Annotated in this window: 24 protein-coding genes, 2 tRNA genes and 1 rRNA gene; 22 read left to right on the top strand and 5 right to left on the bottom strand. The window is 65.1% G+C overall.

Annotated features, from left to right (window positions below; translation table 11 throughout):
* Positions 1-35 precede the first annotated feature (35 nt).
* The gene (locus CLV70_RS34255) at positions 36-455 is read right to left on the bottom strand and encodes an N-acetyltransferase (protein WP_106130772.1); all 420 of its coding nucleotides are present in this window, start codon (positions 453-455) and stop codon (positions 36-38) included.
* 396 nt (positions 456-851) lie between these two features.
* Here CLV70_RS34255 and CLV70_RS39375 point away from each other — a divergent pair, with 396 nt between their 5' ends.
* From CLV70_RS39375 to CLV70_RS34250, 6 genes are all read left to right on the top strand, one after another.
* Positions 852-1,355 carry a hypothetical protein gene (locus tag CLV70_RS39375; RefSeq protein ID WP_146164266.1) on the top strand — a complete coding sequence of 168 codons (504 nt, stop codon included), beginning with the start codon at positions 852-854 and terminating at the stop codon, positions 1,353-1,355.
* 202 nt (positions 1,356-1,557) lie between these two features.
* On the top strand, positions 1,558-2,748 hold the full coding sequence (locus CLV70_RS39370) for a GTPase-associated system all-helical protein GASH (RefSeq protein ID WP_146164265.1): 1,191 nt from the start codon (positions 1,558-1,560) through the stop codon (positions 2,746-2,748).
* Between the two features lie 113 nt (positions 2,749-2,861).
* A complete protein-coding gene (locus CLV70_RS39365; protein ID WP_146164264.1) occupies positions 2,862-3,695 on the top strand; it encodes a TRAFAC clade GTPase domain-containing protein in 834 nt (277 codons plus the stop codon).
* Entirely contained in the window at positions 3,695-4,537 is an 843-nt protein-coding gene (locus CLV70_RS42160) for a TRAFAC clade GTPase domain-containing protein (protein WP_425440263.1), read from the top strand. Before CLV70_RS39365 ends, CLV70_RS42160 begins: the two co-directional genes overlap by 1 nt.
* Positions 4,534-6,981 (top strand): GAP1-N1 domain-containing protein, encoded by a 2,448-nt coding sequence (locus CLV70_RS39360; RefSeq protein WP_245908657.1) that lies wholly within the window; start codon positions 4,534-4,536, stop codon positions 6,979-6,981. The genes CLV70_RS42160 and CLV70_RS39360 overlap by 4 nt, the downstream gene beginning before the upstream one ends.
* Positions 6,978-8,033, top strand: a complete 1,056-nt coding sequence (locus CLV70_RS34250; RefSeq protein ID WP_106130771.1) for a phosphorylase family protein — start codon at positions 6,978-6,980, stop codon at positions 8,031-8,033. Before CLV70_RS39360 ends, CLV70_RS34250 begins: the two co-directional genes overlap by 4 nt.
* A 213-nt stretch (positions 8,034-8,246) precedes the next feature.
* Here the strand turns inward: CLV70_RS34250 and CLV70_RS34245 are convergent, their stop codons facing one another.
* Both CLV70_RS34245 and CLV70_RS34240 read right to left on the bottom strand, forming a co-directional pair.
* Entirely contained in the window at positions 8,247-8,747 is a 501-nt protein-coding gene (locus CLV70_RS34245) for an NUDIX domain-containing protein (protein WP_281260525.1), read from the bottom strand.
* Between the two features lie 27 nt (positions 8,748-8,774).
* Positions 8,775-10,001 carry a helix-turn-helix domain-containing protein gene (locus tag CLV70_RS34240; protein WP_211304006.1) on the bottom strand — a complete coding sequence of 409 codons (1,227 nt, stop codon included), beginning with the start codon at positions 9,999-10,001 and terminating at the stop codon, positions 8,775-8,777.
* 343 nt (positions 10,002-10,344) lie between these two features.
* On the opposite strand from CLV70_RS34240, the gene CLV70_RS34235 reads away from it, so the two are divergent.
* The 8 genes from CLV70_RS34235 (at position 10,345) to CLV70_RS34200 (ending at position 17,620) form a co-directional block, all read left to right on the top strand.
* On the top strand, positions 10,345-10,578 hold the full coding sequence (locus CLV70_RS34235) for a hypothetical protein (RefSeq protein WP_106130769.1): 234 nt from the start codon (positions 10,345-10,347) through the stop codon (positions 10,576-10,578).
* Between the two features lie 360 nt (positions 10,579-10,938).
* Positions 10,939-11,664 carry a GntR family transcriptional regulator gene (locus CLV70_RS34230; protein ID WP_106130768.1) on the top strand — a complete coding sequence of 242 codons (726 nt, stop codon included), beginning with the start codon at positions 10,939-10,941 and terminating at the stop codon, positions 11,662-11,664.
* Positions 11,665-11,783: 119 nt separating this feature from the next.
* Positions 11,784-12,194 (top strand): hypothetical protein, encoded by a 411-nt coding sequence (locus CLV70_RS34225; RefSeq protein ID WP_106130767.1) that lies wholly within the window; start codon positions 11,784-11,786, stop codon positions 12,192-12,194.
* Between the two features lie 313 nt (positions 12,195-12,507).
* A complete protein-coding gene (locus CLV70_RS34220) occupies positions 12,508-13,923 on the top strand; it encodes an FtsK/SpoIIIE domain-containing protein (protein WP_106130766.1) in 1,416 nt (471 codons plus the stop codon).
* Complete coding sequence (locus CLV70_RS34215; RefSeq protein WP_106130823.1) at positions 13,923-14,471, top strand: DUF2637 domain-containing protein; 549 nt, start codon at positions 13,923-13,925, stop codon at positions 14,469-14,471. Before CLV70_RS34220 ends, CLV70_RS34215 begins: the two co-directional genes overlap by 1 nt.
* 77 nt (positions 14,472-14,548) lie before the next feature.
* Complete coding sequence (locus tag CLV70_RS34210) at positions 14,549-16,198, top strand: replication initiator (protein WP_245908655.1); 1,650 nt, start codon at positions 14,549-14,551, stop codon at positions 16,196-16,198.
* Positions 16,199-16,223: 25 nt separating this feature from the next.
* Positions 16,224-16,442 carry a helix-turn-helix domain-containing protein gene (locus CLV70_RS34205; protein ID WP_106130765.1) on the top strand — a complete coding sequence of 73 codons (219 nt, stop codon included), beginning with the start codon at positions 16,224-16,226 and terminating at the stop codon, positions 16,440-16,442.
* Entirely contained in the window at positions 16,442-17,620 is a 1,179-nt protein-coding gene (locus CLV70_RS34200) for a tyrosine-type recombinase/integrase (RefSeq protein WP_106130764.1), read from the top strand. Before CLV70_RS34205 ends, CLV70_RS34200 begins: the two co-directional genes overlap by 1 nt.
* A 99-nt stretch (positions 17,621-17,719) precedes the next feature.
* On the opposite strand, the gene CLV70_RS34195 is transcribed toward CLV70_RS34200, so the two are convergent.
* Positions 17,720-17,790, bottom strand: a tRNA-Gly gene (locus CLV70_RS34195).
* A gap of 143 nt (positions 17,791-17,933) precedes the next feature.
* Here CLV70_RS34195 and CLV70_RS34190 point away from each other — a divergent pair.
* The 7 genes from CLV70_RS34190 to CLV70_RS34160 all read left to right on the top strand — a co-directional run bounded on the left by CLV70_RS34190 (position 17,934) and on the right by CLV70_RS34160 (position 23,968).
* Positions 17,934-18,007: transfer RNA gene (locus tag CLV70_RS34190), tRNA-Pro, on the top strand.
* 40 nt (positions 18,008-18,047) lie between these two features.
* The gene (gene tig / locus CLV70_RS34185; RefSeq protein WP_158277892.1) at positions 18,048-19,397 is read left to right on the top strand and encodes a trigger factor; all 1,350 of its coding nucleotides are present in this window, start codon (positions 18,048-18,050) and stop codon (positions 19,395-19,397) included.
* 188 nt (positions 19,398-19,585) lie between these two features.
* Entirely contained in the window at positions 19,586-20,215 is a 630-nt protein-coding gene (locus CLV70_RS34180) for an ATP-dependent Clp protease proteolytic subunit (RefSeq protein ID WP_106130762.1), read from the top strand.
* Positions 20,216-20,226: 11 nt separating this feature from the next.
* Positions 20,227-20,889, top strand: coding sequence for an ATP-dependent Clp protease proteolytic subunit (locus CLV70_RS34175; protein WP_106130761.1), 663 nt, complete (start codon positions 20,227-20,229; stop codon positions 20,887-20,889).
* Between the two features lie 292 nt (positions 20,890-21,181).
* Positions 21,182-22,474, top strand: a complete 1,293-nt coding sequence (gene clpX, locus CLV70_RS34170) for an ATP-dependent Clp protease ATP-binding subunit ClpX (protein WP_106130760.1) — start codon at positions 21,182-21,184, stop codon at positions 22,472-22,474.
* 110 nt (positions 22,475-22,584) lie between these two features.
* Complete coding sequence (locus CLV70_RS34165; protein WP_245908653.1) at positions 22,585-23,139, top strand: GNAT family N-acetyltransferase; 555 nt, start codon at positions 22,585-22,587, stop codon at positions 23,137-23,139.
* Between the two features lie 28 nt (positions 23,140-23,167).
* The gene (locus CLV70_RS34160; protein WP_106130821.1) at positions 23,168-23,968 is read left to right on the top strand and encodes a carbon-nitrogen hydrolase family protein; all 801 of its coding nucleotides are present in this window, start codon (positions 23,168-23,170) and stop codon (positions 23,966-23,968) included.
* Here CLV70_RS34160 and CLV70_RS34155 read toward each other — a convergent pair.
* Positions 23,965-24,180 carry a hypothetical protein gene (locus CLV70_RS34155; RefSeq protein WP_106130758.1) on the bottom strand — a complete coding sequence of 72 codons (216 nt, stop codon included), beginning with the start codon at positions 24,178-24,180 and terminating at the stop codon, positions 23,965-23,967. The two genes, CLV70_RS34160 and CLV70_RS34155, sit on opposite strands and share 4 nt — an antisense overlap.
* 623 nt (positions 24,181-24,803) lie before the next feature.
* On the opposite strand from CLV70_RS34155, the gene CLV70_RS34150 reads away from it, so the two are divergent.
* A 16S ribosomal RNA gene (locus CLV70_RS34150) occupies positions 24,804-24,894 on the top strand; the annotation flags it as partial.

Below are 24,894 nucleotides of genomic sequence, written 5' to 3'. Positions count from 1 at the left end.
CCGGACAGGGACACCCTCGGCGATCGTCACGGCCGCTACCGACCGGTGACCTGCCTATGCCTCCAGGCCTCGAACCGCCGGCGCCATGGCCTCGTCTCGTTCTGCAGGCAGGGGCACGGCTTCTCCGCTTGGTAGCCGAGACCAGTGCGGGCGCCCACCTTCGCCCAGAACTCCACAGCCTCCTTGCGTTGGCCGCTGGTAGTCCATCGGAGTCCGGGTGTCCGCTGCCTGACGACGTCGAGCATGTGAGATCCCACGCCTTGGTGCTGATGCTCGTCGTCGATCGTCAGCTTCCAGACGTGCCCTCGTCGGCATGCAGCGCAGATGTCGTAGTTGAGCCAGCCGACCTTGTAGCTGCCGTCGAGGAGTAGGAGCTGCTGGGAACCGCTGTCGGGGGAGTAGCCAAAGTGAACCAGTCGGAGACCTGCAGAACCCAGATCGTCATCGATGACCACCGCTCAACGGTAGGCGTAGGCGCCGTGGGCGCGCGAGGACGGCCGGAGGCCGCCCGCAGGGTGCCCACGAGTGCCCCGCGTCGCGCTTGCGCGGCGCCTTGATCCAGAAGAGAACAAATCGGCAGTGATCTGGCTGAAGCGATCCTGGCTGAATGAGATGCGACCGGCAATCAGTGAAGAATCGGCTTCGCCAAGCGGCAGGGTAGTACCGTAGCCGTCATAGGAGTGCGACCACCAAGGACGCTATCCCATGCCAACTCTGTACGTCGTCACTGCTAACCATGAAGGAGACGGTACTGCAAATAGTACGCCGAGATACCCGACAGCACTTCCTATGGATGGCAGAGCTGCGTTAGATTGCTATAGGATAAATCAAGTCTTGGAAGCGGTGGAATCGTGGATCCTAAGGCGTCTGTCGCCGATGCCCTATCAACTGCATCGTACTCTGCGTTGAAGGCGGAGCAAACAGCGAGGATAGCGCTGAGGGACAACTACGTTCTAACCTATATTGGCTCGGTGGCCGCACTGTTCCTCGGGGTGGTCACGACCAAGAATCTATGGTTCATCCCGGCAGTACCTGCAGTCGGTTTCGTCGCCCTTCATGCTTACGCATCTAACGATCACAGAATCGGCGCCATTAGGAACTTCCTGCGCGGGAGCCTACCTCCATCCATTGCAAGTGCATGGGAGCATAGTCACGGTGTCGGAAAGAACGCTAGGCGTCGTTCAATTGCGCGTATTGTGGCCGCCTTCGTCCTCTTTGTTGGCCCGTCGGCGGCAGGGCTCGTAATCATCACGCAGTCGAGCCTGGCGACTGCCTACAAAGTATCGGCAGCTGGCCTCTTCGCGGGGTACTGTGCGTCGGTGCGATGGCTGTACCGGATCTACAAGTCCACATGATGCAGACGCTGGCGTAGTCGTGTGGATCACGTAGAAGCGTCGTTGCGTCTGAGCCCATGAGCCGGTCGACGAGGCACACTCAGGACGTTCGTCCGCCGTGCAGTTGCTCAGGAGTGTATGACACCATCGCGCAGGACGCGCTGGTAGTCTCCACGAGCTCCACTCAGTCGTGGTGCAAGGGACGAACAGCGAGGAAGTTGCCATGGACGTGATCGGAGCGCTCCTCCGCTCCAGCTTGCTTACCGAACTAGGCGATGATGAAGATCGCGTTCAGCGCATCCGAGCGGCCGAACAAGCCTTATCCATTGAGCTTGCGGGCAAGTCGCGCGGCTTGATTCCGCACGCAGTCATCGCAGCGCTCGACGCGTCAACGCCGGCTGCCGCGACGCCACTTGCGACTGCTGAGAAGGTTCTGCTTGATGAGTGGGTGACATTTCGTAACGCCTTCCCGGAGCGACCCACGGAGATTCTTCGTGCACTGGTTCTAGCAGCAGTAGCACGGGCGGCTGCGAGTGATGATGCACTCCAACAAGCAGCGTGGTATTCATTGCGCAGCGCGGTCGAGTGCTTACCTGTGGGTAGGTGGGCGGAACCTATCGCAGAATTGGCAGCGGAATGGGATGACGCAGTCAGTCCAGCTGTGGCGACTCTGTGGCAGCCTTCGCCAGCCGCAGCCCGATTGCGAATGCCGACGGTTGCGAAGGTTGACCTCGAAAAAATAGCTATCAAGACACCCCTCAGGGACCGTTCCCAGCAGCTCCAAGAAAATGGGAACTACAACAACTTTGCCCAGAGCCTGCAAGCGGACTATGCTAGTCACGTCGATCAGTTGGTGGGCGTGTCGGAGATCCTGTCAGCTGAAGCGTATAAACGTTCCGTCGCCCAGCTAAGGGAATTTGTATCTCTGCTTGGCGGGCGGCTTCGTGAGGTAATCGGCGTCCACGATCAGCGAGTGAATGCGGTTTTGCTTCGCAGTGAATTGCTCTGGTGGCGACAGACCGCCTTCAGCGCTCGGTTGTCACGTGCGTACGGGGACCTCTCAGTGGCCGATGCGGCTATCGCCGCTGCCGTTGATCTTCATAGCATCGTACCGGCGATCGCTCCCCTAGCCGTGGAGCATCTTCTTGCAGACCTAACGCAGGATGTTACGAAGCGAGCAGAGCTGAATGTCGCTGCACTTGCTGAAGCAGAACAAGCGTCCCAACTCGTAGGTTCGCCTGAACCTACACCGCTAGGGTTCATTGACGCGATCTCATCGGCGGTAGATACGCCGCTGGTGCCGCCTGGGCAAGCCCTTTCCGCTAGTCGAGCGGCGGTACTTATCTTCCGCGATCTACAAGCGCGTCGTCTTGCCGACACATCACCCCCTGAACAGCTCGGTGACTCTGAATGATGTCCCCCGTCTTAGCTGTGCGCGGAGAGTGTTCGCGTACTACATGCTTCGCGCCCGATACGGCGTGCGTATTGGGGCAGGTACCTTGTCCCAACTTCGTCGCTGATAATCCCGTGGCAAGTAACATCGGTTCAACGGAAGGTAGACCCTTGCCATGGTCGGGTTTGGCGCTCGGCCTGGCAGACCTTTCCGCGGTTGCCGCGATTGGGCGCTCTCACTTCGTGGCGATAGTTGGCGCGCCGAACGCAGGCAAAACCACGCTACTCGCCGCACATTGGCTGGCGGCCAGGCGCGGCACGGGGGAGTTCGGAAGCCGCTTCGCGGGTTCGTATACATTGATCGGTTGGCATCAAATCGGCCGCCACCTGCAATGGGTTCCTCACGGTCGGGGATTCCCGCCGCACACGACGGCACCTGACAATCGCACGCCAGCACTGCTGCATATGGCCCTAAACATGGGACTCGACAATACAAGGCAAATCCTATACACAGATGTGCCAGGGGAATGGTACTCGGAATGGGCATACGACGCGGGAGATGCGCCCGGGGTGCAGTGGATAGCCGATGCGGCGGATGCGTTCGTCATTCTTGCCGACAGTGCAGCTCTGTCAGGTCCTGATCGCGGTATCGCCCGAGGTAACTACGAAACTCTCGCACACCGCCTCAAGGCGGCCGCGAATGGCCGTCCCGTGATTCCTGTCCAGACCAAGGTAGACAATGCAGTACCCGATCTGATCCAAACTTTCCTCAACGACTTAAACATGCGTCTGTTTGGCCGACCAACCATTCGTGTATCAGTGCACAACGCTTCATCCCAGCCACTAACCTCTCCCGTCGACCAGGGCGTTCTCGCAGCTCTGGCACCCAAGAAAGCTTCTCTCGCATACGACCGTACGAAGTCCGACGATCCGTTCCTGGCGTTTCGGTTCGATAGGGAGAAGCCGTGATGGAACTCGGACGAGAATCGCGCCGTGTCTTGGTCCTAGGTAGCGCTGCCGCAGGAAAAACGACCTTTCTTGTTCAGCTTCATGGACGTGTGAGCGCGGGCAAAGGAGAGCTTCGTGCTCGGACAGTTTCTGCTTCTCTAAGCGCGATCGAAGAAGGCTACAAACGTCTCCAACAGGGCTTAGCCGTAGGGCATACCCCTCATGGCACAGACACTTCTCTGAGCTTAGCCGCAGTAGATCTTGACGGCCGGCTGGTAGACGTCTCGGTTCCCGACTACGCCGGCGAGGATCTTCGCAGCCTCGTTCACGACCGCCGCGTACCGGATCGATGGCGGAGTGAAGCGTCTTCCAGTGATCAATGGTTACTCATGATCCGCCTTAGTCGGTACCCGGATCTGCCGGACTTGTTGGTCCGCCCTATCGGTGAGTTAGCGCAGGCGTCTTTCGAGTCCGAAGAGGACGATCCATATGAATTGCCTGTCGACATGTGGGCCGTAGAACTGTTGCAGGCGCTGCTTCACACTCGCCGTGTGGACAGCGATCCACCGCCACCTCCTCCGAGATTGACCCTTGTGCTGTCGTGTTGGGACGAGCTTGGTGAGTCCCCCGAAACTCGACCTTCCGATGTCGCGCGTCGACGCCTTTCTCTCCTCCACTCCTTCTGCTCCTCAACCTGGGGTGGGTCCTTCGAAGTTGCCGGCCTCTCGGCACAGGGAAAGCCGCTCGATGAAAACGCGCCGGCGGATGACTACCTCGATGCGGGGCCACAACAGATGGGGTGGGTAGTCACGGCTGGTGGAGAGAGGAATCCCGATCTGACTCTCTTGGTTCACTCGCGATGAATGCAGCTATTCATTTAGCGAGGTTCGGCAATCGTGGTGGAGCCCATACTTTGCTTTCTCATACCGGTGCTCCTGACGATCTAGCCGGCCGAATTATTTGGCATACTGACGCCCCGCCGCAAAGCTCAGATGCTGTCGTCGATGGATTCGTGGCGGGGTACCGCCTCGATAATATGTACATTGTGCAAGTTACACAGCCAGATGAGACGGCGTCTCGACCGGGGATGGTCGCGACGACCGCCGCGATTATTCCCGTGGAGTTGCTTGCCAACATCGATCTTTTGGCGTTGTTCGCACAACTGAATGACGCAGACATTGACCTTACTCGACCGCTAAGCGCAATCCCGTTTGCTGCGCGGCACACACATCCGGCAGGTGCATCCGCTCTGGGTTCGGCCGTTCTCGTTGAGGGCCGGGCTGCTTGGCTGGGCGTTGGCCTTGGAGATGCGATCGGCTGCTTGTGGAGGCACGCCTCGGTCGGCGACCGTATCCGTATGGTTTTCGGGGCAGCATTTCACCCGGAGGCGATACCAGTACCGATCAACAACGATTCGATCGTTGTGGTAAAGATTCCGGACCGAGCACGTTCTCGATGGAGCGACTGGAGAACTGTCGGTGTCGCCAGCCCTGTCATGGTGGATCTGGCGCGCGATGCATTTTTCGGCGACGACGGGGGTCGTGCAAGTGGCCTCGCCCACAACTTGGAAGTCGGCGGCGTCAGGCTGGCGCATTGGCGCTATCTTGCTATTGCGGCTGAACTGCTAGAATCTGTTCAGTCTTTGGATCATGAGTCGGTGCGAAGCCTCCTGCAGCTTTTGGGCCTGCTCCAACCCTCACCCCGAAAGGGAGCGGTACCGAAACGCACTGCTTTGGCGCGCCTAGCTGATATCACTCCTACCGCTAGGTTCCCCGACATCCGCGGTCTGCGAGGTATTCCATGGAACTCGTTTGTTTCTTCCATCTCGCTTAAGGATATTCTTAGGTCGTGGGCTATCGACACAATCCTAGACCCGTCCCGTAGGTCAGACTTTGCCGAGGCGGCAACCGACATTGCTTCCAACCCTGACGATGAGGTTACAATCGCGCTAGCTGCCGGCCTGCGAGAGGCGGTGGACCGTTCATCCCTTCCGACCGCTATTGATGCCGTACTTAGTTATGCCCACAGTCCTGCTCCGTTTTCTTGGCTCGTTAATTACGCTGGCTCCGGCGCAGCCCTGGACACTGAGGTCGCTAGAGCGGTCAATGAAGCGGCGGTCGTTCCTGGATGGGTCGCCAGTGCTGCCGCCAAGCATAAGCTTCCGCTCACCCACGCAATGACAGTTGACGTTGCCGAGCCAGTTACAGCTTGGGCAGCACAGATGGATATCAGTATACGCGTGCCATCAGCGGAGGACGTTCTGGCCCGACGCATAGGAAGCGCTGGGGTGGTTGACCTCGCTTTGGAATTGCTTGATCCGGGACTCGTCGATCGTGCTGGCAGATTGATCGTTGGAGAGCCGTCGCTTCTGTCTGGCGGTGATGCGGCGGACGACGCGTTTCGTTGCGTTTGGGCATCGGCTGTCCGTCACGGCGCAGATCCCTGGGACCTTGCGCCCCTGGACACAGCGGCTGAAGTGCTACTCTCACGGGTTGCCAGTGACGAAGCAGTCGACCCAGTATTGCTCGACGCCCTGTCGCGGACGCACGCAGCCGATATTTCTCAGCATCCTCAGAGGGCGGCACTATGGAATCGAATGCCGCCCGATATTGAACGCCGCTTCAAAGCTGTTACCGCGGCAGCTGTTGCACGCAGCTTCCGCCCAGGCGATCCTGTACCAGAACCGCAGCTTCAGGGCGCTATATTGGCACCAGAAGTGATTGGGTCGACGGCGCACGACGATGCTGCGCAGGCCCTCGCGCTTCTGCGGGAATTGCCGTTCGCTCGTCCCGAGCACGCAGCCCTTGTAGCCCGTCGTGGACGTTTTTCTCGGGAGGATGCAATTGGGCTAGCGATTCTGATCGTGGATCGGCGCTGGAAGCGAGCTGCCGAGACGGTTGTGGACTTAGCTGCTACTCGATCAGACCTTCGCCTTGTCGCAGGGCGGGTGGCGCAGCTATTCAATCCGCTTGAACGCCTTCGGCGCCTCATGGGCATAAGCGACGGCGTTGATGATTTCACTACTGCTGACGATTTCCGCGACGCAGTTCATGACATCGCAGTGGACCTCTATGCGGAGGGGCCGACTGTCGGAGGGCTATGGGAGCGAGCAGGCGGTCGTGACGCGGATTTGCCGAAGGCTCGAACCGGCCGGCTTCGGTGGGGCTTGGCCCTCCATGCGGTCATGCAAGGCCAGCGTGGGGCACCCAAAATGAAGGATTTGCTCGACGAGATGGTAATCGATTATCCGAAGAATAGAGACCTGCATGCGGTTGTGGCGAGTCTTGGGAAGCGGAAGAAGAAGTGACTGCTAAGAAGTTTGACATTCTGGTCGTGACCGCTCTTAAGCTGGAGCGCATCGCGGTCCGGGAGCACTTGCATGACGTTCAGGTCGAGGCAGAAAGTGGTCTCTCCGCTGATGTGGGGAGGTTTGGCAGCTTGTTTGTTGCTGTCATTGAGACAGGCCCCGGGAACGTTCCTGCAGCCGTGTTGAGTGCTCGAGCGGAGGAGTTCTTCCGGCCGTACGCTATTGTGATGATGGGAATTGCGGGAGGTTTGAAGGATGTCGAGATTGGCGATGTAGTTGCGGGTAGCAAGGTTTATTGGATTGAGGCTGGAAAACAAGATGGTTTGCTGTTTCCCCGCCCCGATCAGGCGGCTGTGAGCCAAGCTTTAGTGCAACTTGCGAGAGCAGTCGCTGCCGACGGATCCTGGCTGTCGCGCGGCGTCGGTTCCGCTGGTTCCTGGTCCGCTGCGCGCCGCTCGCCCGTTGCGTTAGTGGCTCCAGTGGTTGTTGGCGAAAAGGTAATTGCAGACCGTCGATCGGAAGCCCTGTCGCTAATCCGGAAAACGTATGGCGACGCGGTAGCTGTTGACATGGAGGACTTTGGGGCGCTAAGTGGCGGTCAGTCTAATGAGCGCGCTCGCGTGATCGCCGTCCGAGGTATCTCGGATCTTATCGATGATAAATCGGTGGTTGATGCGGAAGGCTCCCAACCGCTGGCGGCTGCGAACGCTGCCGCATTCGTGTTCGAGATGCTCGCTCGTCTGACGGCGATTGAGGGTCATCCCCCGGTTGGGAGTAGTTCAAGGATGACCGTCCCGCGCAAGGACCTTGCCGCAATGGGGGCGGAGCTTTACCCGGATGGCCCCCAGCAGGAGTCTGTGTGGGAGCGAGCCGGAGGTGATCCCTCTCGTTTACTCCCATCCGGAACCGGTGCGGCACGATGGTGGCACGCCGCGAATTTGCTACAAAAGGGCGGGGGAGGTCTGGATATTAGTGCTGAGTCGTTAGTTCAGGTGATGATGAATGACTATCCGACTAATCAGGATCTGCGCCGGATGATCTCCGGGATTTAATCGCCGGAGGGCGACGGCTGCCACCCCGTTTCGCTCCAGAACTCGTGAGACTGGCTTCGACTTCCAAGTCGTCACCATGACGCATTGCAGCGGGTGTATCGTTTGGTGCAACCCGAGGCTGGGCGGTGGCCTGTGGTGGTTGCAGCTGACGGTGAGTGCATACCGAAACAGGCTTGCGTCCCGGGTCAAAACTCAGATTCAGTACGGGTCCGTTCACGTAGTCTCCAGTTTATACCGCTGTTCGCTTTCGTGTGGTGCAGAGCCGTACTCTGCGTAGACTGGCACGCCGCGATTTCTAGCGTCGATGGCTGTGTGGATGCGACGGATGAGCCGTAACGGCATGAGTCCATCAAGGTCACTTGGATGTACGAACTTCCACTCAGTCAGTTCGCCGTCTCGAAACCTTATGGCGGCGCGATCCCGCTCGGTGGGCACCCCTGCATCGAAAATGAAGAGAATTTTGTCGCCTTCAGCGTCGATCGGTGCCCAATCAACGACGAGATGGGAACCGACCGCTACTGACAACCCAATCTCTTCCTCGATCTCCCGGATGCACGCTGCCCGTGGCGACTCGCCTGGCTCCACATACCCGCCGGGTATCTCCCAGCCGTCTTTGTAGCTCGGCTTCACGAGCAGGATGCGGCCGTCATCGTCGAAGAAGAGGGCACCTGCGGCGATACGCGGAGTGGCCATGGGGGGAGTCTTGGAGGTCATCACACCGAGCAGCGTAGAGCGAGTGGATCAGTCGAGCACCTGGAGGCGACGTGCCAGGCCGACGAGCGCGGCCGACGGCTTGGTGCGCTGCTGACGGATCCACGTGAGCACGAGCTGTCGTCCGAGGTAGTGATGCCGAACCTGCTCGGGCGCCATCTGCTCAGCGTGCAGGAGCGTGGCGAGCGCTTCTTCCTGCCGGTTCCACGAGCTGTACGCCCGCGACACCTCCAGAGCATGACGAACGCGGCGCTCCATCGGCATCCCGGCTGTGTCGACACGGGGCCCGAGGTCGATAGCGACCTGGATGTCCCCGAGTTCGCCGGCAGCCGCGACTCGGTGGATCGCGACGTTGGTAGGCCCGAATGCCGTCCAAAGGTGGTTCGCGTCGCGGCCCAGTCGCAGCGCGGCGTCGTCGGCTTCGGAGAGGAAGGTGCGCGCCGTCTCAGCGTCGCCGGCGCGGGCCGCAGCGACCGATCCGGCGAGCAGCAGCGTCCCGTAGACGGAGAGCATCTCCGGCGTCGCGTCGGTCATGAACTGGTCGAGATAGCCGGCCGCGTCGTTCGTGAGGCGTACGGCGTCCTTGTACCGGCCGGTTGCGTTAAGCGCGTGTCCCACTGACCGGAAGAGCGAACCGGCGACCACAGGATCCCCGGTCACCCGCACGACGGAGAGCCCTCGCTCCGCTGCGATCCACGCGAGGTCGGTCTCGCCAAGCTTCGTCAGTTGGGTGGCCGCGAGCTGGTACGTAAGCCCGAGCAGGTGCCGCGCGTCGTCCTGGTCCTCGCCCTCGAACTCGTACACGGCGGCCTGGGCGTGCTTGAGGAGCGCCGGAAGCCGGTTGGTCACCAGACCGAAGCGCGAACCTTGGTACGCCTCCCACAGTCCGCCCGTCTCGCCCCGCAGTTCGGACAGGTTGGGCGGCTCGACATCCATCTCGCCACTGCCCAGCGCAGTGATGCCGCGGTAGTCCATCAGCGCCGACCGCAATGCCGGCACGGTCTCCAGCCCGGACTCGTTCGACCAGTCGAGCAGGGACGGCTCGGCCAGCAAATCGCCGAGTGCCACGTCGAGGACGCCTGCCAGGGCAGTGATGACGGAGAGCCGGTCCAGCTCAATCCGGTTGTTCTCGATCTTGCCGAGCCAGTCCGGCGTGCGGCCGACGAGTCCGGCCAGGACCTCCTGCGACATGCCGCGCCGTCGGCGGTACCAGGCCACTCGCTCGCCGATGGTCAGCTTCGTCATCATTCCGCGCATGCGGTGAGCATCCCCCGATCGAGATCGACGACCTCGGAATGATTTTCCGGGTTCCGGGCCGGATCTGGCTACAACCTGTGTCGCATGCCCGAGCCCACCGTATCCACTGCCCCCGATGCCTGCCGTTCCTGCGCCGGCGTTGGGTGGAAGTACACGACGCACCGGACTGCCCTACGGACCGTCGCTCAGTCGTGCCGGGATAGCCGGCTCACCGCGCGCCGCTCCTGCATGGACTGCGGTGGACGTGGACAGCGAGTGGTCACGGGCCTCTGAGACGGCACCGGGGCGGGTGCTGGCGAACCGATGCCCGCCTGCTCCGGTGCCCTTCCAACACGGAGGCGGTGTGATCCCACAACCCGGCGATGTCCTGAACATCGGTCACGCGGCGTCCGTGCAGTTCGCGGGGTCGTCCCGACTCGTGTTCCGCGTGATCTCGATAAGTCAGCGGCCAACCTACGTCGGCTGGGCCTGGCTGACTGGCTATGCGCTGGACGACGCCGGTGCCGCCATCGAACGCCGCGAAATCTTCGTGTGCCTGGCCGGCCTGCGTCTCAACAAACCGAGCAGCGGGGTGTGAGATGACCATCTTCTTCTCATCGGCGGTCCGCGACCAACTGCGTGCCGCACAAGTCCAACTCGATCAGCACACGGCGGGCAGCGGCAACACTCACTGCCCGGCCTGCTCTGGGGAAGACCCTTGTGCGATCCGGCGCGCCGCGCTGCGGGTTTTCGGCCGCTACGGCTGCCTGCCGCGACGATGGCCCGGTGCCACCCGGCCGGAGACCGTCACGGGGGCTGTCGTCTGGTCAGGGTGGCTCGGGAACACGCCGCGGGTCGCCAACCCGACTGACTGAGCCATCTTGTTGGGTCATCCTGACAGGCATTACCCTCCTGTATTGACATGCTGGGACCGACATAGACCCTGGTGGGTGGACCCATGGCGTACGAGATTCCGACGCCGAAGTACCTGCGCGTACTGAACGCGCTACGCGCCCGTATCGAAGACGGGACCTATGCGCCCGGCGCCGGCCTTCCGTCCGAGAGCCAGCTCTGCACCGAGTTCGACGTCTCCCGCCCGACGGTGCTCCGAGCTCTCGGCATTCTGAAGCAGGACGGCTGGATCGAGTCTCATCAGGGCAAAGGCAGCTTCGTCCGTGGACGGCCGCCATCAGGTGGCGCTGTGCCCCAGTACGCGCGGGATGCGGTCGACCTCGATGAGGGCGCCGAGACGGAGATCCTGCACGTGGGCGCGGTTCTGGCGACGCCGCGAGTTGCCGCCGCTCTCGACATCCCCGAAGGCACCCCGGTCTACGAGCGCCGGCGCCGCACGGTGTCAGCCGCCGGGCCAATCGATCTGATCAGCACTTTCGTCCCGGTGGACATCGCGGTCGGTACGGACATCAGTAAGCCGGACCCGATCTCGGGCAGCATCCTCGACCACATTGCGAGCCGGAAGCGCCTGCGCGCCGACTACGCGACCGAGCGGCTGACCGCTCGCCAAGTCGATCCCTCCGAGGTGGACGCTCTCGGCGTACCGAAGGACGAGGCGGTCCTCAGCGTGGTCATCACCGCGCATCAGTCGAGCGGCGCACCCATCCTTGCCTCGGTCATCGTGATGCCCGGCAGCAGGCACGAGATCGAGGACACGTACCCCCTCTCCTGATCTTCGTGTTCACCATCTGAAATACGGATCTTGTCTCTTGGCCTGTGCTTACAAGCTGACCTAGCTTGTAAGCATAAGCGGATGTCAGGTTGACATTCGTCAGACCAGGAGGCCGCCAGATGGTTCCGCTGACGTTGAAGGTCCCCGTTCCGTTCGAGTACGTCTTCCCGGCTGGAGCGCTCTGCCTGGGCGTCGACGCTGCCGTGGACTTCGAGCGCCGTAACGAGCCCGACAACCAGGCCCGCGACAAGGAGACCGGCGAGCGCATGTGGGTCGTGCGCGTGCTGGACCTCGACCCGCAGGCCGGCAAGTTCGGCCGCACGACCGAGGTCAAGGTGAAGGTCGTCGCGCCGCAGCAGCCCGTGCCCCCAGCATCGGCCGTGCCGGGCTACCCGCCGTCGATCGAGTTCGACGGCCTGACGCTGACGCCGTACGTGGATTCGCAGCGCTGCAAGAGCAGTGGCAACTGCCGAGCACGGATGGCCTACTCGCTGCGCGCCGACAACATCCGCGCCGCAGTCTCAGCCTGAGCTGCATCGATCGCTGATCGCGCGGGCGGGCCGTTTCCCCGCCAAGAGTCCCGGCCCGTCCCGCGCGCGACCACTCAACCCCTCGACGCTGCGAAGGAGGGCCTTCGTGCCCACCGTAGATCACGCTGCCCTGACGAATTTCTCCGCTGGTCTCTCCGCGCTGCTCCGGGAACTCCCCGGGGCAGGCACTCCTGTCGGTGAACGTGCGGACTGGTTCGAACGCAAAGCCGTGCTCCTCGACACCGCCGGCGCTCCCGACCTGGCTCAAGATGCCCGTGACGAGGCCGCCCGACTGCGGGCGGGGTGCCAGTAGATGCCACTGATCAACGTCATCCCTGGGGAAAAGATCCCCACGGCTCCGCTCAACACTCGCCTTCCGATATGGCGCATCCCCGGCTGGCTTCTCCTCTTCGTCTGGCTGGCACGCGGCACGGCGAGGTCGGTCGTCCTGACCGTTCGCTACTGGTGGATCACCGGCCCGGCCTTCGCCGGCGCCTGGGTCTCGGGGAGCTACGGGTGGAAGGTCGCCCTCGGCGTCGCCCTGGTCCTCATCGTCGCGGGCTGCACCTGGTGGCGTCTGCACCCATCGACCTGGCTCCGGTTCGGCTGGTATCCGGTCGTTGGCCGCGTCCGCCGGCTCTGGGTCTACCGGCGCGGATGGACCGCCGCTATGACGGCTTGCGGCCTCGTTGGCGTGCATGGCGGTGGCCGCTGGGTTCCCCGTCTGCTCACGGTGCGATCGAACAAGTGGGGCGACCGTGTGACGGTCCGGCTGCTGCCCGGCCAGCACCCGGACGACTGGGCCACCGCCGCGCCGCGTCTTGCGTACACGTTCTGTCTGAGGGAGGCCCGAGCCTTCACGACCGATCGGCCCGACCGGATGGTGCTGCACTTCGTTCGTCGGGATCCGCTTGCCGCGTTGGTGGGACCTCTGCCCGTGCCCGAGGTTCCGGACTTCGCCGGCCTCGCTCTCGGGGTACGGGAGGACGGCGATCCGTATCGCCTTCGCCTGACCGGATCTCACGTGCTGATCGCGGGGGCGACGAACTCGGGCAAGGGCTCGGTGGTCTGGTCGCTGCTGCGCTCGATGGCTGCCGGGATCGCCTCCGGTGTCGTGGAGGTCTGGGCCTTCGACCCCAAGGGCGGCATGGAGCTCGCGGCCGGCGGCCCGCTGTTCGCGCGCTTCGCCTACGACGACCCGGACAGCATGGCCGGCGTCCTGGAGGAGGCGGTCAAGCGGATGAAGAGCCGGGCCGCTCGACTCCGTGGGCTCACGCGGCAGCACGTGCCCACGGCTGACGACCCGCTGATCGTGATCGTCATTGACGAGCTGGCAGCGCTGACGGCCTACCTGACCGACCGCAAGGTGCGAGACCGCATCAAGGAGTCGCTGTCGCTCCTGCTGTCGCAAGGCCGGGCGGTCGGTATTCGCGTGGTCGCCGCGCTGCAGGACCCGCGTAAGGACGTGCTGCCCTTCCGCGACCTGTTCCCGACCCGCATCGCGCTACGGCTGACCGAGCCTGAGCAGTGCGACCTGGTTCTTGGCGACGGTGCCCGGGATCGGGGTGCGCTCTGCGACGAGATCCCGGAAACGATGCCGGGCATCGGGTATGTCGTCCTCGACGGGGTGCGGGAGCCCGTACGAGTCCGGTTCTCCTACCTGAACGACGACGACATCGCCGAGCTGGCGGTCATGTACCCCCGGCCGCAGATCGGTGGCGACCGGTGATGGCCGGCGGAACCCGTACTGAACGGGTTGAGGGCTTGGTGTTGATCGCCGTTTTGCTCGTGGTCGGAGGATTCGCGGGCGCGGCCTCGTTCACCCACGTCAAGGACTGGACGATGGCGAACTCCCCGACGGGCACGGGGGAGTGGTTCGGCTGGGCCAACGCGGTGATCTCCGAGCTGATCCCGATGGCGGCGCTGCTCACTATCCGCCAGCGTCGCCGAAAGGGCGGCTCCATCGGCTACCCGATGTTTCTGCTGGTCTGCGCCGTCGCCCTGTCGCTGTCGGCACAGCTCGCGGTCGCCAAGCCGGGCCTTTCCGGCTGGCTCCTGTCGGCCGTCCCGGCATTGGCGTTCCTGGGGCTGTCCAAGCTCCTCCTTGCCACCGAATCGGCCCGTCCCGTGCCGGCCGAATCCCTTCCGCAGGCAGAACCCGTCGCCCTGGCGAGGGAGGAACCACCGCAGGAAGCGCCGCGCCCCCTTCGGCCCGGCTTGGTGCCGGTCCCCGCTCAAGCTTTCGCCCGCTCCAGCGTTCAGGAGGCCACGCTGTGACTGATACCGCCCTGCTGTCAGAACCTCGGCCCGGTTCGCGCGCCGCCCGGATGCGGCAGCCTCTCGCCAAGGACGCGATGCGGCTGCTCGCCGAGCGCAACGGTGTCTGCGTCCGACCGCTCCCGCTGCGACGGACCGACACCGTGACCGGCCTGACCGAGGTCGTGGAGGTGCCCTGCGGCGCCCGCCTGGCCGCCAAGTGCAAGCCCTGTGCCGAGCGCAACCGCCGGCTCCGCATCCAGCAGATCCGCGAGGGCTGGCATCTGGAGGACGAGCCGGCTGTACGGCCGGAGCAGCCCTCACGGGATGTTCTGGAGCTGGTGAAGACCCGCGCACACCTCGAGTTTGACCGCGAGGCTCTGCAATACGAGCCGATGACGCCCGACGAGCGAGCCGAGCGCCTTGCCACCCTCGACGCCCAGATCGCTGAGGTGGACGAAGCGCTCGGCGAGACCGACCTGCGCGGGCACCTGACGCCGAAGGAACGGGACGAACGACCGCGCCGCCAGCGCTCTACTCGCCGCCGGCATGACTCGCCCGAACTGCCCCGGCTGCCCGTCGATCCCCGGACCGTCGGTCGCACCTTCCAGGGCAAGGCTGGCCAGACCTTCCGCCCGTCGATGCTGCTCACGCTGACCCTGGACTCGCATGGTGCGGTCCATTCGCACGTACGCCGCGGTGCCTACGTTGCACCTTGTCCCTGCGGCGAGCGGCACTCCATCCATGACCCGAAGCTCGGCACGCCGGTTGACCCGGCCACCTACGACTACCGGCGGGCAGCCCTCGACGCCATCCACTTCGCCCGTGTCCTGGACCGCTGGTGGCAGAACCTCCGCCGAGCCGCCGGCTGGAACGTCCAGTACGCGGGCGCGGTCGAGCTTCAGCGGCGGTTGGCTCCGCACGCGCACTTCGCGGTGCGGGGCACGCTGCCACGCCGCCTGGTCGCGATGGTTGCCAAAGCGACCTATCACCAGGTGTGGTGGCCGGCGTTCGATGAGATGACGTACAGCGTCGACCGCCCGCCGGTCTGGGATCCGGAGGCCGGCGCATACGTCGACCCAACCACGCGAGAGTCACTGCCAACGTGGGGCGAGGCCCTGGACGCCCTCGACGACCCGGATGCCCGACCTGCCTACGTGGCCCGGCTCGGCCGGACCGACGCGCGGGGCATCGCCCAGGGCTCCAAGGACGCGGAGCGGTCGATCCGGTACGTGACCAAGTACGTCACCAAGGACTTGACCGAGCACGCCAACCCGTCCTCATCGGCGCAGAAGGCACATGCCGACCGGCTCCACGCCGAACTGTCGGTGCTCCCGTGCTCGCCTACCTGCGCGAACTGGCTGCTGTACGGCGTCCAGCCTGACCGCCCCAAGGCCGGCCTGGTCCCCGGCCGATGCACCGGCAAGGTTCACCAGCGCTCGACGCTCGGGTTCACCGGCCGCCGCGTTTTGGTCTCCCGGCAGTGGTCCGGCAAGACCCTCGCCGACCACCGCGCGGACAACCGAGCCTGGATCCGCGCCGTCCTCAGCGGCGACCTGGCCGAGCCCGAGGAGACCAGCGCCGAGCGGTACCGCTTCGAGTTGGCCCGTCCCGACGACCCGGATGTCCTGCCCCTGGAACACCGGATCCTGCGGGCCGTCTCAGCCCGGATCCGGTGGAGATCCCAGGTCGATACAGCCCGCCGGCTTTCTGCAACCGACACGCCGGAGGCCGCCCGTGCCGCTTGAGCAACCCGAGCAGAGGAGGAACGGAATGGACGACGAGCTGTTGACCACCGATGAGGTCGCTGCTCGCCTCCGCGCGACACCCCGCTTCGTGCGCCGCCTCGTCGCCGAGCGGCGCATCACCTACGTCAAGGTGGGTCGCCTGGTGCGGTTCGAAGAGTGTGCGGTCGCCGCGTACATCGACGCGCACCGGGTCGTCCCGATCAACCGAGCCGAGGTCAGCCTCAACCTTCGGCGGGCCGCCTGATGGCCGGCAAGCCGGGCCGCCGGCGTTTCGGCAACCTCCGCAAGCGCGACTCCGGCCGGTGGCAGGCACGGTACCTCGGCCCGGACGGCCTGATGCACTCCGCGCCGAACACCTTCGCCACCGAACGGGAGGGCGAGCAGTGGCTCACCCTCATCGAGTCCGAGATCATCCGGGGGCACTGGCAGGCTCCGGAGGCCGGCGAGGTGACGATCTCCTCGTACGGCGAGCGGTGGATCGCCGAGCGCAAGCTGGCTCCGCGCTCGCGCCAGGGATACGAGTACCTGTTCTCGCTGCATATCGAGCCGCATCTGGGCAGGCTCACGCTGGGCGCGGTCCAGCCGGCCACGATCCGGGCCTGGCGGCGCAAGCTTCTCGCTGGCGGAACGCCTGAGCCGCAGGCGGTGAAGGCGTACGCCCTGCTCCGGGCGATCTTCAGTACCGCCGTGAAGGAGGACGAGATCATCCGGCAGAACCCGTGCCGGATCCCTGGTTATGACCGCTACCACACTCCCGAGCGGCCCACGGCGACTGTCGCCCAGGTCTTCGCGCTCGCGGACGCCATGCCGCCCCGGTTCTCCGCTCTGATCGTCGTCGCCGCGCTCTCCGGTCTCCGCTGGGGTGAGCTGGCCGCGCTGCGACGCCAGGACGTCGACCTGGCGGCGGGGCTCGTCCGGGTGCCGCGCAAGCTGGCCGTGCTGAACGGCCGGGTCGAGTTCGGCCCGCCGAAGTCCGACGCCGGTGTCCGGGTGGTTGCGCTGCCGGCCGCCGCCGTGGAAGCGCTCGGGACGCACCTGGCGGCGTTCGTCGACGACTTCCCGGACGCTCTCATCTTCACCGGTGAGAAAGGGGGAGTGCTGCGGTCGAGTTCTTTCGGCAGTGCCGTCCGCTGGCGGGAGACCGTCGCCCGGCTGGGTCTCCCGGAGTTCCACTTCCACGATCTCCGGCACACCGGGAACACGCTCGCAGCCTCCTCGGGTGCCAGCACCCGCGAGCTGATGCACCGGATGGGCCACTCGACCATGCGCGCCGCACTCATCTATCAACACGCGACGAGCGAGCGAGACCGTGAGATCGCCTCGGCGATGGACCGCCGGATCGCCAAGCAGGCAGGTAAGAAGGTGGCCAAGGGCAAGAAGGCCGGCGGCCGGAAGAAGAAGGACGAGCGGCCCGAACGCTGAGCTACTGGCCCGCCAATGGCCCGCAAGATCGTCCAGGCGTGTTGAAAGGCGAAGGCCCAGATCGAGGAAACCACCTCTGACCTGGGCCTTCCTGCATTGAGCGGGCGACGAGAATCGAACTCGCGTAATCAGTTTGGAAGACTGAGGCTCTACCATTGAGCTACGCCCGCATGGCACCGCACTTGCGGGCGCGGCGCCGTGGCTAGCGTACTGAATCCCCTCGCCGGACGCGAACCGGTTCCCCCGCGTGGCGCATCCGGGCGACGCCGAGGCACACGCCACACGGGCGACCGCATACACTTGCCTGCGGCCTCGGGGTGTGGCGCAGTTTGGTAGCGCACTCGCTTTGGGAGCGAGGGGCCGTGGGTTCAAATCCCGCCACCCCGACTTTCATCAACAACGAAGAGATCCATCAAGGAGTACGCCTGTGAAGAGCACCGTCGAGACTCTGAGTCCGACTCGGGTGCGGCTCGCCATCGAGGTGCCGTTCGACGAGCTGAAGCCCAGCCTGCAGAAGGCGTACCGCGAGATCGGGTCCCAGGTCCAGATTCCCGGCTTCCGGCGCGGCAAGATCCCGGCTGCCGTCATCGACCAGCGGGTCGGCCGCGGCACGGTGCTCAACGAGGCCGTGCAGGAGGCGATCCCGCAGCAGATCCTGGCCGCCGTGCGCGAGCACGAGGTGAAGACGCTCGGCCGGCCCGAGGTGGAGATCACCGAGTTCGCCGACAACGAGCCGCTCAAGTTCACTGCCGAGGTCGACGTCCGTCCCGAGATCACGATTCCTGACCTCTCCACCATCAAGGTCGAGGTGCCGGCGGTCGAGATCGGCGACAACGAGATCGACGAGCAGATCAACGGCCTGCGGGAGCGTTTCGCCACGCTGAAGACGGTGGAGCGGCCGGCCGCCGAGGGTGACTACGTGCAGTTGGACCTGCGCGCGACCGTCGACGGCGAGGAGGTGCCGGGCGGCTCGGCCACCAACATCTCCCACGAGGTGGGCAGCAAGCAGCTGCTCCCGGGTCTCGACGAGGTGCTCGTCGGCCTGGTCGCCGGCGCCGACGCCACCTTCACCACCCAGCTCGTGGGCGGCGACTTCGCCGGCCGTGACGCCGAGGTCGCGGTGACCGTGCGTACGGTCAAGGACAAGCAGCTTCCCGAGATCGACGACGAGTTCGCGCAGATGGCGAGCGAGTTCGACACGCTGGACGAGCTCCGGGCGGACCTCAAGGAGCGGCTCGGCAAGGTCAAGAAGGTCGAGCAGATCTACGCGGCCCGGGACGAGGCGCTCAAGCAGCTCGTCGCGGCCGCCGACATCCCGGCGCCCGAGGGCATCGTCAAGGACGAGGTCGAGGGCCGCAAGCAGGCCATGACCGACCAGCTGGAGCGCATCGGCGCCACCCTCGAGGACTACCTGGCCTCCGAGGAGAAGACCGAGGAGCAGATCGACACCGAGCTGGCCGAGGCGGCCACCGAGGGCGTCAAGATCCAGCTGCTGCTCGACACGATCGCCGACGCGGAGGAGATCGAGGTCTCCGACGACGAGTTCGGGCACGAGATCGTGCACCGGGCCCAGCGCGCCCAGATGCAGCCGCAGCAGTATTACGACCAGCTCGTGCAGTCGGGGGCGGCCGCGGCCGTCTTCGGCGACGTGCGCCGCGGCAAGGCCCTGGCGAACGTCATGGAGCAGGTCGAGATGAAGGACACCGAGGGTAACGTCCTCACCCTCGAGGACCTGCGGGCCGCGAGCGAGGACGAGCACGCCGGGCACAACCACTGACGTACGGGCGAGGGGGCCGCCGCGTCCGCGCGGCGGCCCTTTCGGCGTTCTCGCCACCCCCGGTGCGCTGTCAGCGAACACCTGCCCGAGCGGGAAGCTGATGCGCATTCGACCGGTTAGGTTGGTCGTACGACGGACAACCTGCCGGCCGGATCCTCGGCCGACACAGTCAGCTGTGAAGGGCTGCCATGACCGATCTGCACATCCCAGCGAGTCCCACGCTGCGTGGTGACTCCCTCAGTGGCAACCTCGACGACTCGGTCTACAACCGCCTCCTGCGCGAGCGGATCATCTTCCTCGGCAGCGAGGTGACCGACCAGGTTGCCAATCGCATCTGCGCGCAGCTGCTGCTGCTCTCCGCGGAGGACCCGGAGCGCGACATCAACCTCTGGATCAACTCGCCGGGTGGTTCCGTCTACTCCGGCATGGCGATCTACGACACGATGCAGTTCATCGACAACGATGTCTCCACGGTGGCGATGGGCATGGCCGCGTCGATGGGGCAGCTGCTCCTCTGCGCGGGCACCGCGGGCAAGCGTTACGCGCTCCCGCACGCGCGGATCATGATGCACCAGCCGTCCGGCGGCATGGGCGGCACCGCCGCCGACATCGCCATCCAGGCCGAGCAGATGCTGTACACCAAGCGCATGTTCCAGGAGCGGGTGGCCTTCCACACCGGCCAGGACCAGGCGACCATCGAGGCCGACTCCGACCGGGACCGCTGGTTCACGGCGCAGGAGGCCAAGGATTACGGCTTCATCGACAAGGTGATCACCGGGGCCACGCAGGTCCCCGAGGGCGCCGGAACGCTGAACTGAGGAGCTGAGCAATGACGGACCTGACTATGCCTCCCGGGTTCGCTCCGGTGCACAACCGCTACGTCCTGCCCTCGTTCGTCGAGCGCACGTCGTACGGCGTCAAGGAGTCGAACCCGTACAACAAGATGTTCGAGGACCGGATCATCTTCCTCGGCGTGCAGGTGGACGACGCGTCGGCCAACGACGTGATGGCCCAGCTGCTGACGCTGGAGAGCGCCGACCCGGACCGCGACATCCTGATGTACATCAACTCGCCCGGTGGCTCGTTCACGGCCATGACGGCGATCTACGACACGATGCAGTACGTCCGCCCCGACATCAGCACGGTCTGCCTCGGCCAGGCGGCCAGCGCGGCCGCGGTGCTGCTGGCCGGCGGTAGCCCCGGCAAGCGGATGGCGCTCCCGCACTCGCGGATCATCATCCATCAGCCGGCCACCGAGGGCGGCTACGGCCAGGGCTCGGACATCGAGATCCAGGCGCGCGAGATCCTGCGCATGCGCACCCAGCTGGAGACGCTGATCGCCAAGCACTCCAACCGGCCGGTCGAGCTGGTCAGCAAGGACATCGACCGCGACAAGATCATGACGGCCGACGAGGCCAAGGAGTACGGGATCGTGGACACCGTCCTCGCGACCCGTAAGAAGAGCCTGCAGACCGCCGGCGTCGGCAGCTGATTCGCACCCCCGCGGCGGCGGGCCGGGCAACGGGCGGCTCGCGTACGGGGGATGGCACGGACCGCCGACAGGGCGGGAGCGATACGCGGTGTCAGGGGTCGGTCGGGTCCCGCTAGACTGACTGACCCCTGACACGCCCGTTTTGGGGGGTCGGAGAACTGCCCCTGAGCGGGTAACGTCGAGGCGGCAAGCTCAGTAACGCGGGTCGGCAGACGATGAGATACCGACGAGGAAATCTGTCCTCGGGCCAAGGGCCGGTGCAAACCGGCCGATGAGCGCAGGGAGAACGTAGGTGGCACGGATCGGCGACGGCGGCGACCTACTGAAGTGCTCGTTCTGTGGGAAGTCCCAGAAGCAGGTCAAGAAGCTCATCGCGGGCCCGGGGGTCTACATCTGCGACGAGTGCATCGACCTCTGCAACGAGATCATCGAGGAAGAGCTGGCCGAAACCGGCGAGGTGAAGTGGGAAGAGCTTCCCAAGCCGATGGAGATCTGCCAGTTCCTCGACAACTACGTGGTGGGTCAGGAGCAGGCCAAGAAGGCGCTGTCCGTGGCCGTCTACAACCACTACAAGCGGATCCAGGCCGAGTCGGCGGGCGCTCCCGGAGCGGGCAGCGATGTCGAGGTGGCCAAGTCCAACATCATGCTCATCGGCCCCACCGGGTGCGGTAAGACCCACCTGGCGCAGACGCTGGCCCGGATGCTCAACGTCCCGTTCGCCATCGCGGACGCCACGGCGCTGACCGAGGCGGGTTACGTCGGCGAGGACGTCGAGAACATCCTGCTCAAGCTGATCCAGGCGGCCGACTACGACGTCAAGCGCGCCGAGCAGGGCATCATCTACATCGACGAGGTCGACAAGATCGCCCGCAAGAGCGAGAACCCGTCGATCACCCGGGACGTCTCCGGCGAGGGCGTGCAGCAGGCCCTGCTGAAGATCCTCGAGGGTACGGTCGCGAACGTCCCGCCGCAGGGCGGCCGCAAGCACCCGCACCAGGAGTTCATCCAGATCGACACCACCAACGTGCTGTTCATCGTCGGCGGTGCGTTCGCGGGGCTGGACCGGATCATCGAGTCCCGTGTCGGCCAGGGCGGGGTCGGCTTCGGCGCCCACCTGCGGTCGGTCTCGGAGCGGAACACCGACGACATCTTCAGCAAGGTCATGCCGGAGGACATGCTGAAGTTCGGGCTCATCCCCGAGTTCATCGGCCGGCTTCCGGTGATCACGACGGTGCGCAACCTCGACCGCGAGGCGCTCATCAAGATCCTCACCGAGCCCCGCAACGCGTACGTGAAGCAGTATCAGCGGCTCTTCGAGCTCGACGGCGTGGAGCTGGAGTTCGACACCGGCGCGCTCGAGGCCATCGCCGACCAGGCCATGCTCCGTGGCACCGGCGCCCGTGGCCTCCGCGCGATCATGGAGGAGGTCCTCCAGAACGTGATGTTCGAGGTGCCCAGCAACCCCGACGCCGCCCGGGTGCTCATCACCCGCGAGGTCGTGGTGGAAAACGTCATACCGACCATCGTTCCGCGCGAGTTCGTGGGCCGTCGCGCCCGTCGGGACCGCGAGGAGAAGTCGGCCTGACCCGTCCGTACGGGCTCCATGAGGTCCTTGCCCGGGTTGAGCGTGGCGAACGTCTGCCGGCCGATCCCTGGCTTGATCTGATGCCGTCGCCGTCGCCCCGCAGGGCGGCGGTGACGTCGTTTCCGGGGTACGTGGCAGTGGCGGCCGACGTCGACCGCGGCTGGCTCGATTCGTGGACGGGCGACGGCGGCCTCGGTGCGCCGCTGTCCCCGTCGTTCCTCTGCGCGCTCGAGGAGATCCTGCGGCTCGAAGCCGGCTCGATCGACGCGGTCGTCCTCGCACCTCCCCTCGACGGCGATCCACCGATGGAGCTGACCCCGCTCGACGCCGGCACCCATCCGCGACTCGTTCGTGCGCGCCGTTACCGCACCGGCGTACGCGCGTGGAGTTGCGGCCCGGCGATCCTCGTGATCGGCCGCGGCCTGGCGGGGCGCTGGGAGGTGGCGGTCGAGGTCGACGAGCCGGCCCGCAACCGCGGCCTGGGACGCTCTCTCGCCCGCGCAGCCCGGCACCTGGTGCCCGACGGGCGGCCGCTGTGGGCCCAGGTGGCCCCGGGCAATGCGGCCAGCCTCCGGGCCTTCCTGGCGGCCGGCTACACCCCCGTCGGTGCCGAGGTTCTGCTGCTGCCGCGCGAGTTCCCCGGTGCCGTCGCGGCTGTTCCGTGAGCCGGCTGTGCGCCGTACGCTGGCTTTCATGCGCGTTGCCGTCTGCCAGCTGAACGCTCGCGACGACCGTACCCACAATCTCGCGGTGGCCCGGGATCTCCTGGGCCGAGCCGCCGCGGCCGGGGCGACCCTCGCTGTCCTTCCCGAGTACGTCGACTATCTCGGGCCCGGCGCCGGGCTGCCGAAGCCCGAGCCGGTCGACGGCGAGTTCGCGGCGTTCTTCGCCGAGGCCGCCCGCGACCTCGGCATCTGGGTCCATGCCGGCTCGTTCCACGAGGCCGGACCGGACCCGGACCGCACCTTTAACACCTCGCTGATCTTCAATCCGGCGGGCGAGCTGGTGGCGACCTACCGCAAGATCCATCTGTACGACGTGGAGATCCCCGGCCGGGTGTCCTACCAGGAGTCCCGCACGGTGGCACCGGGTGACCGGCCCGTGGTGACCGAGATAGACGGGGTGCCCACGGGCCTGTCGATCTGCTACGACCTGCGCTTCCCCGAGCTGTACCGGCGACTGGCCGTGGAGGGCGCCAAGCTCCTGGTCGTGCCCGCGGCGTTCATGATGCACACGGGGCGGGATCACTGGGAGGTGCTGCTCCGCGCCCGGGCGATCGAGAACCAGTGCTACGTCGTGGCGGCCGGGCAGATCGGCGACCATGAGCCAGGGCGGACGTGTTTCGGGCGGAGCATGATCATCGACCCGTGGGGGACGGTGGTGGCTCAGGCGCCGGATGCGGTGGGGACGGTGACCGCCGAGCTGGATCTCGAGAGGCTGGACGAGATCCGCAACTCCCTGCCCAGCCTCGCGAACCGCCGCCTCACGCTCTAGAGGGTCTGCACCAGGTAGCTCACGACCGCGACGCACACCACAGCTCCGCCGGCGATCAGCATCGCGCCGCCCATCCGAGAGGGGCCGCGGCGGAACAGCCGATGCACCGACACGACCACCGCCGCCAGCACCAGCAGGCCGATGACCAGCTGAGACAGTGGCATCAGCTGGTTGAAGAGCGCATCCGCGGCCAGCGCCGGTTGAGGAACCATGCCTGTCACTCTGGCACGCGTGGGCCCCGGACGGGTTTCAGGGACGGGTGCCGATTTGCGTTTCGGGTGGGGCGTCGCGTAACTTTCTCTCTGCCCGAGGGGAACCCGGACGGAACGGCACGAAAGTGACCGTGCCGACGGTCTCCCGGACGGCAGCTCGAAGGAGGCGCTAAGCTTCTGGAGAGCACCGGGCGAGGCAGGCAGCGGGAAACCGGATTTGCGCCAGCGAGAACGACCGGGTAGAGTGAACCGGCCAGCAGGGACCGGGCGGATCGATCACCTAGTGATCTCCGGACGGCTGCAGGGCCACCCGACGACACTCACACCTAACAAGGGTGAGCGTTAGCGCGGGAAAACATTGGGCGATGCCACGAGGATCCGCCAGGATCTTCCAAGACTCCGGTCTTGCGCTGGCAAAGTCGACCAGGTAAGTTGGAGCGGTTGCCCCGAGCGGGTCGCCTCGAAAGAGGTGAGATCGAGCGGTGTGTGGTTGTTCTTTGAGAACTCAACAGGGTGCTTGATAAGCCAGTGCCAAATTGATGATTTATCCCGGCCAGGCTGAGGTCTGGTTGGATTCCTTTGGCAGCATTTGATGTTGCCGGGATGGATTGTTCAACAGGTTTTTGTTGGAGAGTTTGATCCTGGCTCAGGACGAACGCTGGCGGCGTGCTTAACACATGCAAGTCGAGCGGAAAGGCCCTTTCGGGGGTACTC

This window comes from Pseudosporangium ferrugineum, from assembly GCF_003002065.1.
Taxonomy (GTDB): Bacteria; Actinomycetota; Actinomycetes; order Mycobacteriales; family Micromonosporaceae; genus Actinoplanes; species Actinoplanes ferrugineus_A.
The sequence above is the reverse complement of the archived record's forward strand: the minus strand, read 5'-3'. Positions and strand labels throughout refer to the sequence as shown.

What these genes read in the sequence shown, in the direction of transcription:
- CLV70_RS34175 (WP_106130761.1), top strand. Translation starts at nt 20,227, where the DNA reads ATGACGGACCTGACTATGCCTCCCGGGTTCGCTCCGGTGCACAACCGC.
- CLV70_RS34160 (WP_106130821.1), top strand. Translation starts at nt 23,168, where the DNA reads ATGCGCGTTGCCGTCTGCCAGCTGAACGCTCGCGACGACCGTACCCAC.
- CLV70_RS34155 (WP_106130758.1), bottom strand. Translation starts at nt 24,180, where the DNA reads ATGGTTCCTCAACCGGCGCTGGCCGCGGATGCGCTCTTCAACCAGCTG.
- CLV70_RS34210 (WP_245908655.1), top strand. Translation starts at nt 14,549, where the DNA reads ATGCGGCTGCTCGCCGAGCGCAACGGTGTCTGCGTCCGACCGCTCCCG.
- CLV70_RS34200 (WP_106130764.1), top strand. Translation starts at nt 16,442, where the DNA reads ATGGCCGGCAAGCCGGGCCGCCGGCGTTTCGGCAACCTCCGCAAGCGC.
- CLV70_RS39360 (WP_245908657.1), top strand. Translation starts at nt 4,534, where the DNA reads ATGAATGCAGCTATTCATTTAGCGAGGTTCGGCAATCGTGGTGGAGCC.
- CLV70_RS34240 (WP_211304006.1), bottom strand. Translation starts at nt 10,001, where the DNA reads ATGCGCGGAATGATGACGAAGCTGACCATCGGCGAGCGAGTGGCCTGG.
- CLV70_RS34245 (WP_281260525.1), bottom strand. Translation starts at nt 8,747, where the DNA reads ATGACCTCCAAGACTCCCCCCATGGCCACTCCGCGTATCGCCGCAGGT.
- CLV70_RS34180 (WP_106130762.1), top strand. Translation starts at nt 19,586, where the DNA reads ATGACCGATCTGCACATCCCAGCGAGTCCCACGCTGCGTGGTGACTCC.
- CLV70_RS34225 (WP_106130767.1), top strand. Translation starts at nt 11,784, where the DNA reads ATGGTTCCGCTGACGTTGAAGGTCCCCGTTCCGTTCGAGTACGTCTTC.
- CLV70_RS34215 (WP_106130823.1), top strand. Translation starts at nt 13,923, where the DNA reads ATGGCCGGCGGAACCCGTACTGAACGGGTTGAGGGCTTGGTGTTGATC.
- CLV70_RS42160 (WP_425440263.1), top strand. Translation starts at nt 3,695, where the DNA reads ATGGAACTCGGACGAGAATCGCGCCGTGTCTTGGTCCTAGGTAGCGCT.
- CLV70_RS39370 (WP_146164265.1), top strand. Translation starts at nt 1,558, where the DNA reads ATGGACGTGATCGGAGCGCTCCTCCGCTCCAGCTTGCTTACCGAACTA.
- CLV70_RS34230 (WP_106130768.1), top strand. Translation starts at nt 10,939, where the DNA reads ATGGCGTACGAGATTCCGACGCCGAAGTACCTGCGCGTACTGAACGCG.
- CLV70_RS34220 (WP_106130766.1), top strand. Translation starts at nt 12,508, where the DNA reads ATGCCACTGATCAACGTCATCCCTGGGGAAAAGATCCCCACGGCTCCG.
- CLV70_RS34205 (WP_106130765.1), top strand. Translation starts at nt 16,224, where the DNA reads ATGGACGACGAGCTGTTGACCACCGATGAGGTCGCTGCTCGCCTCCGC.